Here is a 14,636-nt window from a genome sequence, read left to right as displayed (position 1 = left end):
TATGCTGACACTCCATTTTGATTTTCGCACGCTGGGTACGCGCCAGGCCTTTTATCAGGCGCTGGTCGAACAGAGCGGCTGCGGTGAACGCTTTGGCTACAATCTGGATGCGCTGTGGGACTGGCTGACCGGCGGTATGGCGCTGCCGGCAACGCTGCATTTGCAGCATGTCGCCGAGGTCAGCACCAGCGCGGAGTTTGCCCCGGTGCTGGCGCTGCTGGAAGAGGCGGCGCAGCAGCTGGCGGGCGAGCTGCGCCTGATTACACACTGACTACGCGTGCAGCGGCAGCAGCATAATCGCCAGCGTCTGGCGTGCGCTGGCCGGCAAATCGCCGCCGCCGGTGTAGCCGTTATTCTCGACGATCAGCGAATTTAACCCCACCAGCCAGTCATAAATGTAATAGGCGGTGTGGTTAGCCGGTGCGGCAGACAGCCGCGTCAGACGCTGGCCTGACGAAAAGCTGACGCTGGGCGCCGGCGGGCGGGCGAAAATCGGGCTGCCGCGATTGACGCGACTCTGCGGCCGTTCACGTTCATCCCGCTGCAGGAAGCCAAGCCAGGCGACAAAGTCACCCAGCACCGTCATGGCACGCGACACCTGGCGATCGGTGCGCGCTTCATGGGCACTGGCCTGCGTCTCTGTTTCGTTGAGCGCGCTTTGCAGTTTGCTCAGCACCTGCAGACGGAAGCTGGCAGTGATGAGCTCCTCCACCAGCAGTTCCAGCGTTGGCTTATCAACGTTGAGCAGCGCCAGCAGGCTCTGGCTCTCCGGCAGCTGACGCAGGTGCGCCAGCCACAGCGCGAACACCTGCTGGGGAAACTGCTGATCGCGCTGGCCGCTGCTGCTGCGCGGTTCGGCGGTGGTTACCGGCTCATCGTTAAACAGGTCAAACTCAAAACCAATACCAAAATAGCTCTGCTCCACCGCGGCTGGCTGGCCGCCGGTGGACGGCGTGCTGCCGTGGCTCTGACTCAGCCACAGCTGGCGCACCGCCTCGCGCGACGGCTGCAGACGCTCAAGCAGCTCGCCGTGCAGGCCGGTGCGATGCTGTAAACACTTCAGCAGCGTATCGGCGATGGCCTGTTTCCGCGCGGCCTGTTCCGGCGTGGCGCTGGCTTCGGTCCACGGCTGCAGACGCTCCACCAGTTTCTGCTGCAGCGTGCTGAGCTGCAGCGCCAGCCGGTCGCGCCGTGCCTCCGGCTGCATCTCATCCTGCAGCCAGCTACTCATGCGGTCGACACCGGCGCGATCGCGCGCCAGCATGGAGCCCCAGCTCTGGCCAGGCTGACCAATCTGCCGCTGTACCGCTTCATCGACGTTGATTTGCGACTGCTGATAGCGCGCATCGTGCGGCGTAATCGCCCAAATCAGGCGCGGCTTGTCTGCGCTGGCCGTCGCGCTCTGCTGCAGTTGCCACTCGCGCAGCGCGCTGGCGGCGAGATCCGCATCCTGACGCTGGCTGGCGGCGGTACAAATCAGCATTAAATCGATGCCCTGACGCGCGGCATAGAAGCCCGGCAGCAGGGCACGTTTCTGTTCCAGCAGAGTGGCGCGCAGCGCATCACGCGCCTGCAACCTTGCGCGCTCGTCCTGCTGATCGCGGTCGGCGGGCGTGCCCGGTGCGGGCAGTTCCAGCATATCGGCGTCGTCATACAGCGCCTGACGCGGCGTCGAACTGAGCGGGAGGGTGATTTCCAGCGTCAGCAGCGCCAGCCAGCCGAGCGGTACTGACTGCGGTTTGCCCACGCGGTTGGCGACAACCGGACACACTTCAATCAATTCGTTCAGGTCGGCGTCATGGCCGATGAGCTTTTCAGCGGGCAGCGAGGCGTCATCCACCAGCAGGCTGAGCGGTGCCAGCACACGCGGCGCGTGCCGCAGCTGATGGCGCAGATGCAGCAGGCTGCGCAGGGTTTCATTCAGCGCCGGACGCTGCGGCCACAGCAGCGCAAACAGCTGCACGCGGTCGTCTACGTTGAGCCACGGTGCCAGCTCAATCGCCTGCGGCCAGAAATGACGGTCCAGCACCTCGGCGTGGTCGGGCTGGCGGCGATGCCACGCCCACAGCGTCACCAGCGCGTCGCTGTCGAGGCCGGGCTGCATCTCGCTCTGGCGATGGCGCTGCAGGCGCTGCAGCGCGGCATCAATCGCCGCGCTGTCCGGCTGGGTGTCCGCGCTGGCACCGGCCAGCATCAGACGAATCAGCTCGGCTTCGCTCAGCAGCGTCATCTCCAGCGGCCACGCGCCTGACTGCGCTTCACGCTGATGGCTGAAACGGGTGGCGATGGCAAAATCGAGATTGCCGGGATTGATGTGCTGAAAATAGTTCAGGGTTTTGTCGCCGAGACGGGCGATCAGCTGGCCCTGCGCGTCGCCGACCATTTCACTCAGCAGCCAGGCTTTACCCGCCTGCGACTGACCAAACAGCGCCAGGGTGACCGGCCGCGCCAGCTGTCGCGCCAGCGCGTGGCTTTCAACGCGGGCGCGCCGCAGCTGGAGCCGCAGCGTATCGGCTTCCAGCGCCAGACGCGGCGAGTGCGCCTGGTGGCTCTCCACCCAGTTCAGCGCGCCGTCAACCGTCTCCTGCAGCAGGCCCAGGCGTTTAGCAGGCGTCGCCGGCGTGGCTTTTTTGGCAGTTCTCATCGTTTACACACGCTCCCGCTGTCGATCCAGTATTGCGCATTGGCGTTGCCGGTGGCCGACAGCGTATTCAGTTTCAGACTCAGTTGCTCCAGCGGCACGCGCGTGCCATCGTCCATGCGCGCCTCGCTCAGTACCAGCCGCTCCGGGCCGAGGTTATCCGGTCCCGGTTGTACCGCCAGCCTGATGCGCAGCACGCTTTCGCCCGCTACCTGGCGCGCCAGTTGCGGATCGGTAATGCTCAGGCTGTAGAGCGGTGTCGCCGGCCAGCGGTCGTTCTCCAGCTGGCGGAAACCGAGGCAGACGTTACCGCGAATGCGGAAGCTGCTTTTACGGTCCAGCGCGAAGCTGTGGCTGTCGAGATCAATCTCGCTGTAGCACAGATTGTCATCGCTCAGCGTGGCGTTTTCATCCAGTACGCCAAGATAGCGAATGGTCGAGTAGGGTTCAAAATCGCCGGCGCGGAACCAGAAGCTGCTGAGACGCAGATCGAGTGCCAGCAGACACAGCATGGCACCGACCGCCGCGGTGGATTTCGGGTTATCAATGCGTCCCTGTTTGTTGAACGGATACCAGTCGCTGGTGTGATACCCCTCCAGCGACAAAATGCGGCTGCCTGGCAGCGGCTGCAAATGACGCACCAGCGCCTGAATGCCCGGGAAGCGCGACGGGCGACCGGTCAGCAGCAGCACATCGCACTGATAGAGGGAAACCACTTCGCACATGGCGCGCAGCGCCGGGATGATCGCCATCCGGTGCTGCAGGAACTCAGCATGCAGCTGCGCCATGCTCACCACCAGCGGCACGTCAAGCAGATCGAAACGGCTGTCGCCGCCGAGCGTGCGCTGAATCTCTCCGTTGACAAACGCCAGCACGCTACTGGCTGGCTTCTGCGGCACCAGCTCGCCAAACAGCGCGTTAATTTCGCTGTGGCTGTCGAGTGGATTCCAGTTTTCATAGCGTTCCAGCACCGCCTGCGCCAGCGGAATAAACAGCTGCAGGGTGACCTGCTGGCGCAACGTGGCCTGACCGTCCATACGGCTGTCGTGCCCAAACAGCTTGTTCATCAGTGGTTCCGCCAGCGCCAGGCCGGCTTTTTGCAGGCTCTGCTGTAGCGCCGGCAGGATCCACAGCTGAATCACGTCCAGCAGAATGTCATCGCCGGCCACTTTAAACCCTTCCCGGAACAGCAGACGCGGGGTGATTTTCACGTTGTTGCCCTGACCATCATCCAGACGATACTGGGTGATGGCGAGGTCGGTGGTGCCGCCGCCGATATCAATCGAGGCGATGCGCAGGCTTTTGCCCGGCAGCTCATCCGCTTCGCGCGGGCGATCCGGGCGCGCCATGCTGCTGAAGAAATCTTCCGCGCGACCGGCAAAATTCACCTGGGTTTCGTTAAACAGCCACACCATCTGACCGCAGGTGGCTTCATCCCACTCCATCTGCACATCCGGCACCGGCCGCAGGCTGTGTGCCTGGCTGGCGGCGTCAAACGCGGCGTCGGCCGGATGCCAGCCTTCGGCTTTCCACACCAGCGCGATGGCTTCCTGCATGCGGCGACGGAAAATTTCCCGCTCCGGCTTCGGCATGGCCGACGGCAGCGTCAGGATCACATGACGCAGCTGGCGCGGCGCCTGGCTTTGCGGCATACGCTGGCGCTGGGCCACGCTGTTCATCTGCATCATGGCCTGCGCCAGCAGTTCACACAGCATAAAGGTCATCAGCGAGCTGCGGCTGTAGCTGGCAGAAAACACCGGCAGGCGGTCATCTTCCGGCAGGGCATGCAGCGGCTGCCCCTCATCGTTGAGCAACAGGGTAAACGGCAGCGCGGTGGCCTGCGGCTCGTCGCTGCCGCCGCTGGCGTTGAAGCGCCAGCCTGGCTGATAACGCGCTTCGTCCCATAAGTAGCGGCGCGGGCTGGAGAGGCCGGTGCTGCCCTCAGTGCCGGCGCGCTGCAGCGCCAGGCGGCTGGCTTCGCGACCGACGCGGGTCAGTGAGGGCCACATAAACGCGTTTTCACGACCGCTCTCCAGCGAGAAGTTGGCTTTGCCAAAGTGCGTTTCGGCAAACTCCAGTCGGCTGTCGAACAGCTCGTTGTAGACCTGGTGCGGCTGCGACAGATCGCGCAGCTGCAGCTCATAGGTCTGGCGCAGGCCGTTGCTCTCTTCGGGGTGATCTTCCACCAGAATGCCGCAGGTGTGTGAGTTGCCGACGTCGAGAATGATATCCACGTTGACCGCCGGCGTTTGCGGTGAGGCCGCCTGGATAGTGATTTCTGCCAGATCGAGCTGTTCGCCCAGCAGTTCCAGCACGTTGAGATAGTGCGCCTGATATTCAAATTCGCGCAGCGCCTGGTTTACTTCCTGCTCGCGGCGTGATTCCAGCGCATACACCTGCTGGCTGAACGTCTCGCGCAGCCAGCCGTCAACCCAGGTGAGGTCGAGGAACTCGCCCAGTTCATAGTTGTGCCACGCCAGCGCAAAGCTGACGCCGTTCTGCGCATCGGCTTTGCTCAACCCCAGCTGCTCACCGCCGTCCGTGTCGGCCACCAGGCGCGTATCGAAGGCGAGGGTGATGCGATGGGTATTGCCCGCCGCGTCGGGCTGGCTGAGCGGCGCAAGGCGCAGACGCGCCCAGTTATCCGGGCCACCGATGAAACGACGGCCACTGGAACAGCGCAGCACCGGCAGCGGCAGCCACTGCCCGGCCAGCAGCGTCAGGGAATCGGCCAGCGCGATATCGGTTTCCGGACGCACCACCTCAGCGGCACCGCCATCCTGCGGATAGAGCAGAAACTTGCCGCTGTTGCCATCAACGTTGAGACGCAGCAGCGGGCCGTTGGCGGTCTGGCGCACAAACTGCCGCCGCGCCTGTAGCGCGGGCAGGCGCAGACCAAAATCAAGAAACTGCACACCGCTGTCTTCGATCAGCGTGATTTTCTGTTTGTCATCAATCAGGGGAGCCAACATGGTTACTTACTCTCACGCTTAATCGTCAACGGGAACACCTGATCGGCGCCATACTGCGCCGTACAGCTGGCAATGCCATCACCGGCTTTGCACACCAGCTCCGGCATGCGATAGCGTGATTTATCGCTGCAGCTGGCAGTATAGCGGCTGCGCACTACCATGGTGCCGGCGCTGGTCATGGCGGCGGTGACATCGGCTTTACAGCGAATATTGTCGCCCTGGGTAATCACTGCGCTGCCTTTACCGTTGCGGATCTGATAGCGCAGGCTCGGCGGCTTGCCGGTCGGCAGATTGGTCTGACGCAGCGTCACGCGCCAGGTACCATTGATAAATTTCACCGAGCCGAGGCGCGCGTCATCGGCGGTCATCACCAGATCGTCCGCTTTGGCCGGTTCGGTATGTTCCGCTTCGACCTCCGGCGGTGCCGGTGGGGCAGCCGGTGCCGGCGCAGGCGTCACCGTCGCACTGCTGTGCGGCAGCGTGGTGGCCAGCGTCTGTGCTTTCGCCAGCATCGCCGGGGCCAGCGTGGGCGCGGCGCTGACCACAGGCGCGGTTTCGGTTTCTGCCGGCTGGACCGGCGCGTCGTGTAACCAGAAGGCCACGCCCGCTGCGGCGACAGCGGCCAGAGGCAGCACCAGCAGCAGCGGGCGCAGTGCGGATTTCTTCCGCGCGGGCGTGTCGGCGACAACGCTCAGCGGTGCGGGTTCGGGCTGTGGTTCGGGTTCCGCCAGCCGTTCCGGCTCGGGCTCCGCCACAACGGGGGCCGCAACCGGTTCAGGCGCGGCAGCCCTTTCTGGCTCCGGCGCGGGCACCACCAGCGGCGGCAGTTCTTCATCAAGGCTGTCGCGCAGGCAGGCCAGCGCATCATCACGCGTGCGCGCCTGCGGGTCGACAAAGCCCCAGAAGGTGATCACCGGCTTGCCATCCACCAGATAGACGTATTGCTGATCGGGAAACTGCAGCGTCTTCGCCAGCAGCGCCCCAAACAGGCGCATCGCCGGATTGTCGGCATCCCGGGCGCGCAGGCTGAGCGCCTGCAAATCCTGCTGATTAAGGGTGAGCTGATCCAGAGCCTGACGCTTTTCGCGATCGCTGGCCGCCAGCCAGGATTTCACTTTGCCGCTGAATGGCGCGTACCAGTCAAGGCGGTCACCGCGCTCGTTGGCCTGCGGGATCGCGAGGCAGTTGGCCAGTGTCGTCTGGCGGCGCAAACGTAACGTTTCGCGAATTTGCAGGGCAGAAGCCCAGACCGGCTGGCCGTTCTCCCCCAGTGCCAGTAACGCGTCGAGATTGCCGCTGCGCAGAAAAGTTTTTGCCACTCGTTGGGCCCTTATCGGTGGTTATCTGAAGCCAAACATCGGGTGTGATGGGCGATGGTAGTGATCTTAAGCCAAATGCGCCGCAATCAAACGGGGGAAAAAGGGGGGAAAACAGGGCGTTATTCCCCCCACGGTACGCGGGGTGATGAAATGTTAACCGTTCCGGCGCGGGCTGAGCAGCAAATGGGTGAGGACGCCCCCGATCAGGCCCCAGAACGCCGAGCCGACGCCGAGCAGGGAGATGCCGCTGGCGGTGATTAGAAATGCCACGATGGCGCTGTCGCGCTGCGCGGGTTCCGCCAGCGCGCGCTGCAGGCTGCCCGCCAGCGTGGCCAGCAGTGCCAGACCGGCCAGCGTAGCGATCAGCACCGGCGGCAATGCGCTGAGCATCACGGCGATCAGCGCGCCGGTAAAGCCGGTCAGCAAATAGAACACGCCCGCCAGCGCGGAAGCCACCCAGCGGCGCGCCGGGTCCGGATCGACATCATCGCCCATGCAGATCGCGGCGGTGATGGCGGCAATACACACCGAAAAGCCGCCGAACGGCGACAGCAGTAGCGCGATCAGGCCGGTCCAGCCGGTGAGCGCGGAGACCGGCGGCCGGTAACCATGCGCCTGCAGCGTGGCAATACCGGGCGCATTCTGCGACGCCATGGTCACCAGGAAGTAGGGCAAGCCGACGCCAATCAGCGCGGCAGGATTAAAGTGCGGCATGATAAATTCCGGCACGCTCAGCGTTAGCGCATGAGGCGGAAAGTGGATGGCGCGCTGACCCAGCGCCACCAGCACGCCCGTCACCAGCGCCAGCAGAATGGCATAACGCGGCAGCCAGCGGCGGCCCAGCAGCCACACCAGACACATGCTGCCGCACAGGGCAAAATGATCCTGTAAGCCGCTGAAGGTGCCGATGCCAAAACGCAGCAGAATCCCCGCCAGCATCGCGGCCGCCAGCGACTGGGGAATGTGGTTCATCAGCCGGGCAAACAGGCCGGTCACGCCGCTCAGCACAATTAGCAGATTGGTCGCGACAAACACCCCGACCACTTCATTCAGCGTCAGGCCGTGCACGCTGGTGGCCAGCAGCGCGGCACCCGGCGTCGACCAGGCGGCGAGCACCGGCATCCGCGTCCACAGCGACAGGCCGAGTGACGCCAGTCCCATGCCCACGCCCAGCATCGACAGCCAGCCGCCAATCTGCGCCGGTGAGGCGCCTGCGGCCTGCGCCGCCTGGAAGATCAGCGCCGCGGTGCTGCTGTAGCCGACCAGCACGGCGATCAGGCCGGAAATCAACATCGGAAAGGAAAAAGCCGGACGAACAGTCGCAGTGGTCATGGAATCACATCCTGTTGTGCGTTATAACGCACATTGTGGCACGCGCGGTATGGCGCGCACAAGTGGTAGACTGCGCGCCCGCTTTTCAGGAGAATTCATGGAAAATCTGCATCAACATCTCAGCCAGGCGCTGAAGCAGCTGCGTCAGGCCAATGGCTGGAGCCTGACGCTGGCGGCGGCGCGCACCGGCGTGAGTAAAGCTATGCTCGGTCAGATTGAGCGCGGCGAGTCGAGTCCAACGATCGCCACGCTATGGAAAATCGCCACCGGCTTTAATGTGCCGTTCTCCTTTTTTGTGCAGAGCGGGGCGCAGCCGTCGGGCGATGTGGCGACCTTCAGCCAGCCCAATGCACAAATGCAGGTGAAGCCGCTGCTGCCGTATGACGCGCGTTTGCGCTTCGATCTACTGGAAGTGACGCTGGCGGCGGGCGCGCAAAGCGATTCGTCAGCGCACGAAAGCGGGGTGATTGAGCAGGTGGTGGTGCTGGAAGGTGAGTTGTTGCTGGGCATGGCGGGCAGCTGGCGTCGCCTGCAGGCCGGCGAGGCCAGCCAGTTCGCCGCCGATCAGCCGCACAGCTACCGCAATCCGCTGGCCAGCCCGTTGCGCTTTCATAGCCTGATTCACTATTTGCAGCGCAGCTGAGCGGCGGGATGTGCAATTACAAATTGATACGAAGGCAAACTACACAGTTTACCTGCGTATTTATATACTGCGGTCTCATCAGTAAAGGAGAAGGGCGATGAGCGAGCTGATTAGCGCCGCTGCCGCGTTACGCAGCATCAATGGCAAACTGATGCGCCGCCTGCGTGAATCGGCCCCGCCGGGCGATCTCACCTGGCCGCAGGTTTCCGTGCTGGGGTATCTGGTGCGCGACGGCGCAATGACGGTGACCGAGCTGGCCGCGCGCGAAGGGGTGCGCAGCCAGTCAATGAGTGCCACGGTCGCCAGCCTGCAGACGCTGGGCCTGGTACAGGGCGTGGCCGATGCGCAGGATGGCCGCAAAACCCGTTATCAGCCTACCGCTGCCTGCCTGCAGCTCATCGCCAGCAATCGCGCCCAGCGTGACGACTGGCTGCTGCACAGCATCAGCAGCCTGCTCAGCCCGCAGGAGCAGCAAACGCTGCTGGCCGCCATTCCCTTACTGCAACGACTCGCTGACCACTAATTTGAGAGGACTCACCATGGCTGTCACCACGTTAGATGCCCAAACCGCCCTGATTGTCATCGACCTGCAGCACGGCATCGTCCGCCTGCCGGTTACGCCGCGCCATCCGGATGAAGTGATTGCACGCGCCACGCAGCTGACGCAGGCGTTTCGCGCGAAACAGCTGCCGGTGGTGCTGGTGAACGTGGCGGGCGGCGCGCCGGGCCGCAATCAGCAGCCGCGTCACGATGCTGCTCTGCCGGCAGACTGGGCGATGCTGGTGCCGCAAATGACACCGCAGCCGGGCGATATCAGCGTAACGAAAAAAACCTGGGGCGCGTTCCACAATACCGATCTGCACCAGCAGCTGCAGCAGCGTGGCGTGACGCAGGTGGTGGTGTGCGGGATTGCCACCAGTATCGGCGTGGAATCCACGGCGCGTCAGGCATACGAGCTGGGCTACAACGTTACGCTGGCGACCGATGCGATGAGCTGCCTGAACGCCGAAACCCACCACAACAGCATTGAGCGCATCTTCCCGCGCCTCGGCGAAACCGGCACCACTGACGAAATCCTCGCGCTGCTGAACTGATCTTTTCCCTCAGGGCTGGTGCTGCCGGCCCTGTCCTCAATATTTTCCTGCCGCAGCCAACCGTCTTCTGGCAGATGTCATCCTGCTGTTAAGCATTCTCCTGTTACGGGAATGCTGCGTCAGTTCTGAATCAGAAATCGGTCCTGTTATGGAAAAAACCTCGCTTTTAACTCAAGTGCAACACCCAGGAGGGCTATCAATACAACACAGATGAAACTGGTGATATGTGCGTAATAAAGCGCAGATATCCAGCCGATAGATTTGCCCTTGTTATTATCAAAAAAATCATATGCGCTACTATCGTGGTTAAGGAAAAAAACTTTCTTTTTTTTCATGATGCCCATAAAGAAATATGACATGGGCGCAGCGCCAAAAAAACCCACAAGGCAATGAAATGAGTAGGGGGCCGGGAATACGTGTTTTTTTTGAAACTCTTCCAAAAGCGTGTAATATTTCTTTCTGTTATAAGCATAAATCAATATGGATAATAAGAAGCTGGCTAAACATAGCCCAATGATAAATATGCCAAGAAATTTTATTGTCATTTATAAGCCCATATGATTATAAAAAGCGTCGACACCCCAGTTCATAAACTCCCCGGCTGCATAACCAGCAGCAACTGAACCGACCGCTGCGCAGGCAACGCCTCCCACTCCTGCCGTGGCTATCCCGATAGCCGTGCAAAAACCCAGGCCAATCGCCGATCCTGCAGCGCCAGCACCAATACCCGCAGCGGTTGAGAGTCCAAATTTCGAATACTCTCTAAACGCAGATCTACTGCACTCACCCTCACGTCCAACCGTACAGGCCTTCATAACATCATTCGTCGCCCCGGCAAAAGAAAACGCAATACCCACATAGCCGCCCATCTTAAGAAAACGTGCCGCTTTGGCGGCATTACCGACATAGGTTGAATAGCCTGGTATGCCTCCCAAACCCACAGTCGACCACTCATGTACTATTGAGCGGCTTGAAAGGTTTAGCGCTCGTTTCATATTTTCGTACTGCTGGAATTTAATGGTATAGCGAGAGAGGTTTTTGAGTACAGGCTTATTGACTAGTTCTTTTAATTGATTCAGCAATTGATTGCGCTCAACAAAGAACTGCTGGCTAATGAGGGTTCCCTGCGCGCGAAACTGATTCTGATAACTGGCCTCTATTTTTATCAACGTCTGCTCTATTGCACTGAAATATTTTGCTCCGGCATCCCCTGTGATACCAAAAATCTGATTGCCGGCACTCGTTAATGCAGCAATAGTGCCATAATGTTTTTGCATAAAATCCGCTTCATTAACACTGACGCCAATTAATGCATTGTTAATTCTGTGCTTAGCCTGTCTCAATGCTGTTAAGGCATGAAGCGTCAGAGGAGCCTGAGTTTCAGGATCGGCGACGATTAATATCTGTCCCGGCCTTAACCAGGGCGTGTCAGCGTTCAACTGCACAAACACAGATACAGCTGGAGCACGGGTGTCGCGAAACAATTCTCTGGCCTGGTACTCCAGTGATCCAGCGCGTTCGACAACACAATATCCCGGGGCGATGTTACGTGTCATGAATCCTTTCTCCCTTACCTGACTAACATCCTGCACGCCTGACTGCAGCAAACAATATAAGTAATTCTATTGCTCGGCGCAAAATGTGTTGGCTAACAAATGTGGTGTGAGCGCTCAGATGCGTAAACGCGAAACCGGCACCACTGACGAAATCCTCGCGCTGCTGAACTGATCTTTTCCCTCCAGGGCTGGTGCTGCCGGCCCTTATCTTTGCGGCTCCCTGACACTGGTTATTCTGCTGCGCCTCGCTTTCGCTGCTGCCGTTGAGAATTGGTTGTAACAGCGCTGGTTACTGTCACAGTATGCACAGCAACACGATAACCAATATTTAGCCTGACTTTACGATTTTATTAACACCAGTGAGCAGCAGGATCGGGCAGAGCAGTACAGCGCTATTCTGCTGCAGGGAGGTAGGGATGCTAAAAAAATTAAACGTGCTTTATCTCATCGCCAGCCTGTTTTTTCTGGGCACCGGTATTACCTTAGGTCTGGTGCTGTCACCGTTAATTACCGCGGAAGTGAATGCCACGCAAAAGGAGGTTGATCTGGCGAAACAGCGGGCGCTATATAGCGGTGAGTTTGATCGCCATCAGCCGGGCAGTGATGCGCTGTACTGGGCCAGCGGCAAGGTCTATCTCAATGAAAATGTTATCGCCTTTGAGGGGGAGATTGCCCCCGGGCCACACTATAAAATTTACCTCACCAAAACTCAGGCGTTTGATCAGCATTCATTTTTGCAAATAAAGCATCAGTCGGCGTTAATTGGCGATTTAAATAACTTTGGTGATTTTATTAAATCGCTGCCCGAGGGCATCGATCCGCAGGAATATTGTGCCGTACAAATCTGGAGTGAGCAATTTTCGAAATTTGTCGGTTCAGCACGTTATCGCACCTGAATAAGGCACCGACGTGCGCCGGTGCCCGCTTTAGATTACTGGAAAGCGTAACTCAGCGTCAGGCCGACGCTGTAATTACGCCCCGGTGCGGGTTCGTAATACCGCCCATTGCTCTCATTAACGATGACCGAGCCGATATAGTGGCGATCGAGCAGATTATCCACGCGGCCAAACAGATCCAGCGTCCAGTTCTGCACCAGCCATTTATAGCCGCTGTTCAGTCCCACCACCGTATACGCCGGCGCTTTGACATCATTCTGGTCGTTGGCCGTAATGTCGCTCAGGTAGCGCAGGTCGCCGCCGGCATACCAGCCTTGCTCCGGCGCGTAAGCCAGTCCGGCGTAGGCCATATTGCGTGCAATACCGGGGATGCGCTTGCCGTCACAGCTGTCACTGCCGCAGGCGTTACTGCGGTAGCGCGCGTCAAGCAGCGTCCACGCGGCTTTCAGGTGCCAGTCATAGCCAAACTGCTGATCGAGTCCGAGTTCCAGGCCACGGCGGCGCGTCTCACCGGCGTTTTTGTAGCTGGTGCGGCCTTCGTAACTGCTGTCTGACACGATCTCGTTTTTGGTATCGGTCTGAAACAGCGCGGCGGTCAGCAGTCCGTTGCCGAGGCGTTTTTTGCTGCCGAGCTCCACGGTATTGCTGGTGGCCGGCTGCAGGTTGAGATTGAGCCCGGCCTGATCCGACGCGCGGTAGGAGAGTTCATTGAGCGTTGGCGTTTCAAAGCCGCGACCGGCGGAAACATAGGCGTTCCAGCCATCATCAATCGCGTATTTGAGCGAAGCCGCAGGCAGCCAGCGGTGGTAGCGGCGATTACCGCTGTCATCCGGATCGCTGGCGGTCACGTAATAGTCGTTAGCATCGAAATTGACCGTGCTGAAGCGCACGCCGGCGTCCAGCGACCAGCGATCGCTCAGCTGCCACGCGGTCTGCAGATAGGGATCGAGGTTCCACATCAGGTTGCGCTCGTTGCGGCGCAGATCACCCTGCACGCCGTAGTCGGTGGCGCCGTCACGGCGGGTGAAGTTCTGATAGCCTTTGCGCTTCTCGCTCATGGTCTCATAGTCGAGGCCGCCGGTCAGGGTCACCGGCAGCGTCAACAGCGTCGCGCGGTGCGTCCAGCGCGTATCAATGCCCTGGTAGTGGCGCGCCAGTGAAATGACACCACCGGGATAGCCGGCTTTCAGCTGGGTCGCCAGCGGGATGGACTGATACTGGGTGGTTTCGCGCTCACCGGCATAGAGCATCACGCTGAGATCGTCGTTGTCGCTCATCTGGCGCTGGTAGTGCAGACCCGCCTGGGTCTGATCAACGGTTTTGCGCGCGTTGTACAGCGTGACGTTGCTGGCCACCTGGCGCGGATTATCATGCCACTGATCCGGCGTCAGGCCGCCCGGATCCTGCGCCTCGACGTGAACGCTGTTGAACAGCAGTGTCAGGGTGCTGACATCGTCAATGCGCACGCCCAGTCTGGCATTGCCGAGGTTCTTCTGCGCGGCGCTGTGGTCGCGATAGCCGTGCGTGGTGAAGCGCGAAGCCGACACCGTATAGTTAACATCGCCGGCATGGCTGCCATCACCGGTGGCACCGCTCGCTTTCACGCTGTTGCGCCAGCTACCGTAGCTGCCGTACCAGCTGCTGGCTTCCAGCGTAGTCGGCTGCTGGCCGCGCTGGGTTTCCACATTGATCACGCCGCCCGATGCGTTGCCGTACAGCGCGGAGAACGGGCCGCGCAGCACTTCCACGCGATCGATGGAACCGATATCGATATTCGAGGTTTGCCCCTGGCCATCCGGCATGCTGGCCGGAATGCCGTCAACGTACAGGCGAATGCCGCGCAGGCCGAAGGTGGAACGCGAACCAAAGCCGCGCACTGAAATCTGCAGATCCTGTGCATAATTTTGTCTGTTCTGGATTTGCAGACCGGGCACGCTGGTGAGGTTTTCAGACAGGTTAACGCGCGGTGCGGCGTGGCGCATATCGTCGCCGCTGACAACGCTGACCGCCGCCGGAGTATCCAGCTCAGAGAGTCCACTGGCCGCAGGCGCGGCGCTCACCACCAGGGTATTGCTGGCATTGTCCGCCGCCAGGAGCGGCAGCGGCAGGAGTGCAGGCAGCATCAGCAACGGCGCCTGTCGCAAAAGAGCAATTTTCATTTTAATAACCGTAAAAGACGTGAA

The 14,636-nt window shown here is 60.7% G+C and carries 12 protein-coding genes; 5 read left to right on the top strand and 7 right to left on the bottom strand.

All coding sequences use genetic code 11. The features are described from left to right. The first annotated feature begins 1 nt into the window (after nucleotide 1). Nucleotides 2-271: a barstar family protein gene (locus F3I21_RS02195; protein WP_150058167.1), complete on the top strand. Its 270-nt coding sequence runs from the start codon at nucleotides 2-4 to the stop codon at nucleotides 269-271. Here F3I21_RS02195 and F3I21_RS02190 read toward each other — a convergent pair whose 3' ends face one another. From F3I21_RS02190 to F3I21_RS02175, 4 genes are all read right to left on the bottom strand, one after another. Further along, nucleotides 272-2,644, bottom strand: a complete 2,373-nt coding sequence (locus tag F3I21_RS02190; protein WP_150058165.1) for a virulence factor SrfC family protein — start codon at nucleotides 2,642-2,644, stop codon at nucleotides 272-274. Then, nucleotides 2,641-5,613, bottom strand: coding sequence for a virulence factor SrfB (locus F3I21_RS02185; RefSeq protein ID WP_021506150.1), 2,973 nt, complete (start codon nucleotides 5,611-5,613; stop codon nucleotides 2,641-2,643). The genes F3I21_RS02190 and F3I21_RS02185 overlap by 4 nt, the downstream gene beginning before the upstream one ends. 2 nt (nucleotides 5,614-5,615) lie before the next feature. Next, nucleotides 5,616-6,932, bottom strand: coding sequence for an SrfA family protein (locus tag F3I21_RS02180; protein WP_150058163.1), 1,317 nt, complete (start codon nucleotides 6,930-6,932; stop codon nucleotides 5,616-5,618). 153 nt (nucleotides 6,933-7,085) lie between these two features. Beyond that, nucleotides 7,086-8,264: a benzoate/H(+) symporter BenE family transporter gene (locus tag F3I21_RS02175; protein WP_021506148.1), complete on the bottom strand. Its 1,179-nt coding sequence runs from the start codon at nucleotides 8,262-8,264 to the stop codon at nucleotides 7,086-7,088. A 97-nt stretch (nucleotides 8,265-8,361) separates the two neighbouring features. Here F3I21_RS02175 and F3I21_RS02170 point away from each other — a divergent pair, with 97 nt between their 5' ends. From F3I21_RS02170 to F3I21_RS02160, 3 genes are all read left to right on the top strand, one after another. Continuing rightward, nucleotides 8,362-8,907 (top strand): helix-turn-helix domain-containing protein, encoded by a 546-nt coding sequence (locus tag F3I21_RS02170; protein WP_021506147.1) that lies wholly within the window; start codon nucleotides 8,362-8,364, stop codon nucleotides 8,905-8,907. A 97-nt stretch (nucleotides 8,908-9,004) separates the two neighbouring features. After that, nucleotides 9,005-9,430 (top strand): MarR family winged helix-turn-helix transcriptional regulator, encoded by a 426-nt coding sequence (locus tag F3I21_RS02165; RefSeq protein ID WP_021506146.1) that lies wholly within the window; start codon nucleotides 9,005-9,007, stop codon nucleotides 9,428-9,430. Nucleotides 9,431-9,446: 16 nt separating this feature from the next. Continuing rightward, complete coding sequence (locus F3I21_RS02160) at nucleotides 9,447-10,001, top strand: isochorismatase family protein (protein ID WP_150058161.1); 555 nt, start codon at nucleotides 9,447-9,449, stop codon at nucleotides 9,999-10,001. A 146-nt stretch (nucleotides 10,002-10,147) separates the two neighbouring features. On the opposite strand, the gene F3I21_RS02155 is transcribed toward F3I21_RS02160, so the two are convergent. Together F3I21_RS02155 and F3I21_RS02150 are read right to left on the bottom strand one after the other, a co-directional pair. Further along, the gene (locus F3I21_RS02155) at nucleotides 10,148-10,546 is read right to left on the bottom strand and encodes a hypothetical protein (protein WP_223815616.1); all 399 of its coding nucleotides are present in this window, start codon (nucleotides 10,544-10,546) and stop codon (nucleotides 10,148-10,150) included. Then, nucleotides 10,547-11,557: a hypothetical protein gene (locus tag F3I21_RS02150; protein WP_150058159.1), complete on the bottom strand. Its 1,011-nt coding sequence runs from the start codon at nucleotides 11,555-11,557 to the stop codon at nucleotides 10,547-10,549. It lies immediately after the preceding gene. A gap of 416 nt (nucleotides 11,558-11,973) precedes the next feature. Between F3I21_RS02150 and F3I21_RS02145 the strand changes: the two genes are divergently transcribed. Beyond that, on the top strand, nucleotides 11,974-12,453 hold the full coding sequence (locus tag F3I21_RS02145; RefSeq protein ID WP_132462629.1) for a DM13 domain-containing protein: 480 nt from the start codon (nucleotides 11,974-11,976) through the stop codon (nucleotides 12,451-12,453). 35 nt (nucleotides 12,454-12,488) lie between these two features. On the opposite strand, the gene pqqU is transcribed toward F3I21_RS02145, so the two are convergent. Beyond that, the gene (gene pqqU / locus F3I21_RS02140) at nucleotides 12,489-14,612 is read right to left on the bottom strand and encodes a TonB-dependent receptor PqqU (protein WP_190286067.1); all 2,124 of its coding nucleotides are present in this window, start codon (nucleotides 14,610-14,612) and stop codon (nucleotides 12,489-12,491) included. Between the last annotated feature and the right edge of the window lie 24 nt (nucleotides 14,613-14,636).

Origin of the sequence: Pantoea sp. B_9 (assembly GCF_008632015.1) — a bacterium.
Taxonomy (GTDB): domain Bacteria; phylum Pseudomonadota; class Gammaproteobacteria; order Enterobacterales; family Enterobacteriaceae; genus Pantoea; species Pantoea dispersa.
Note: the sequence above shows the minus strand (reverse complement) of the source record. Positions and strands in the feature narration are given on the sequence as shown.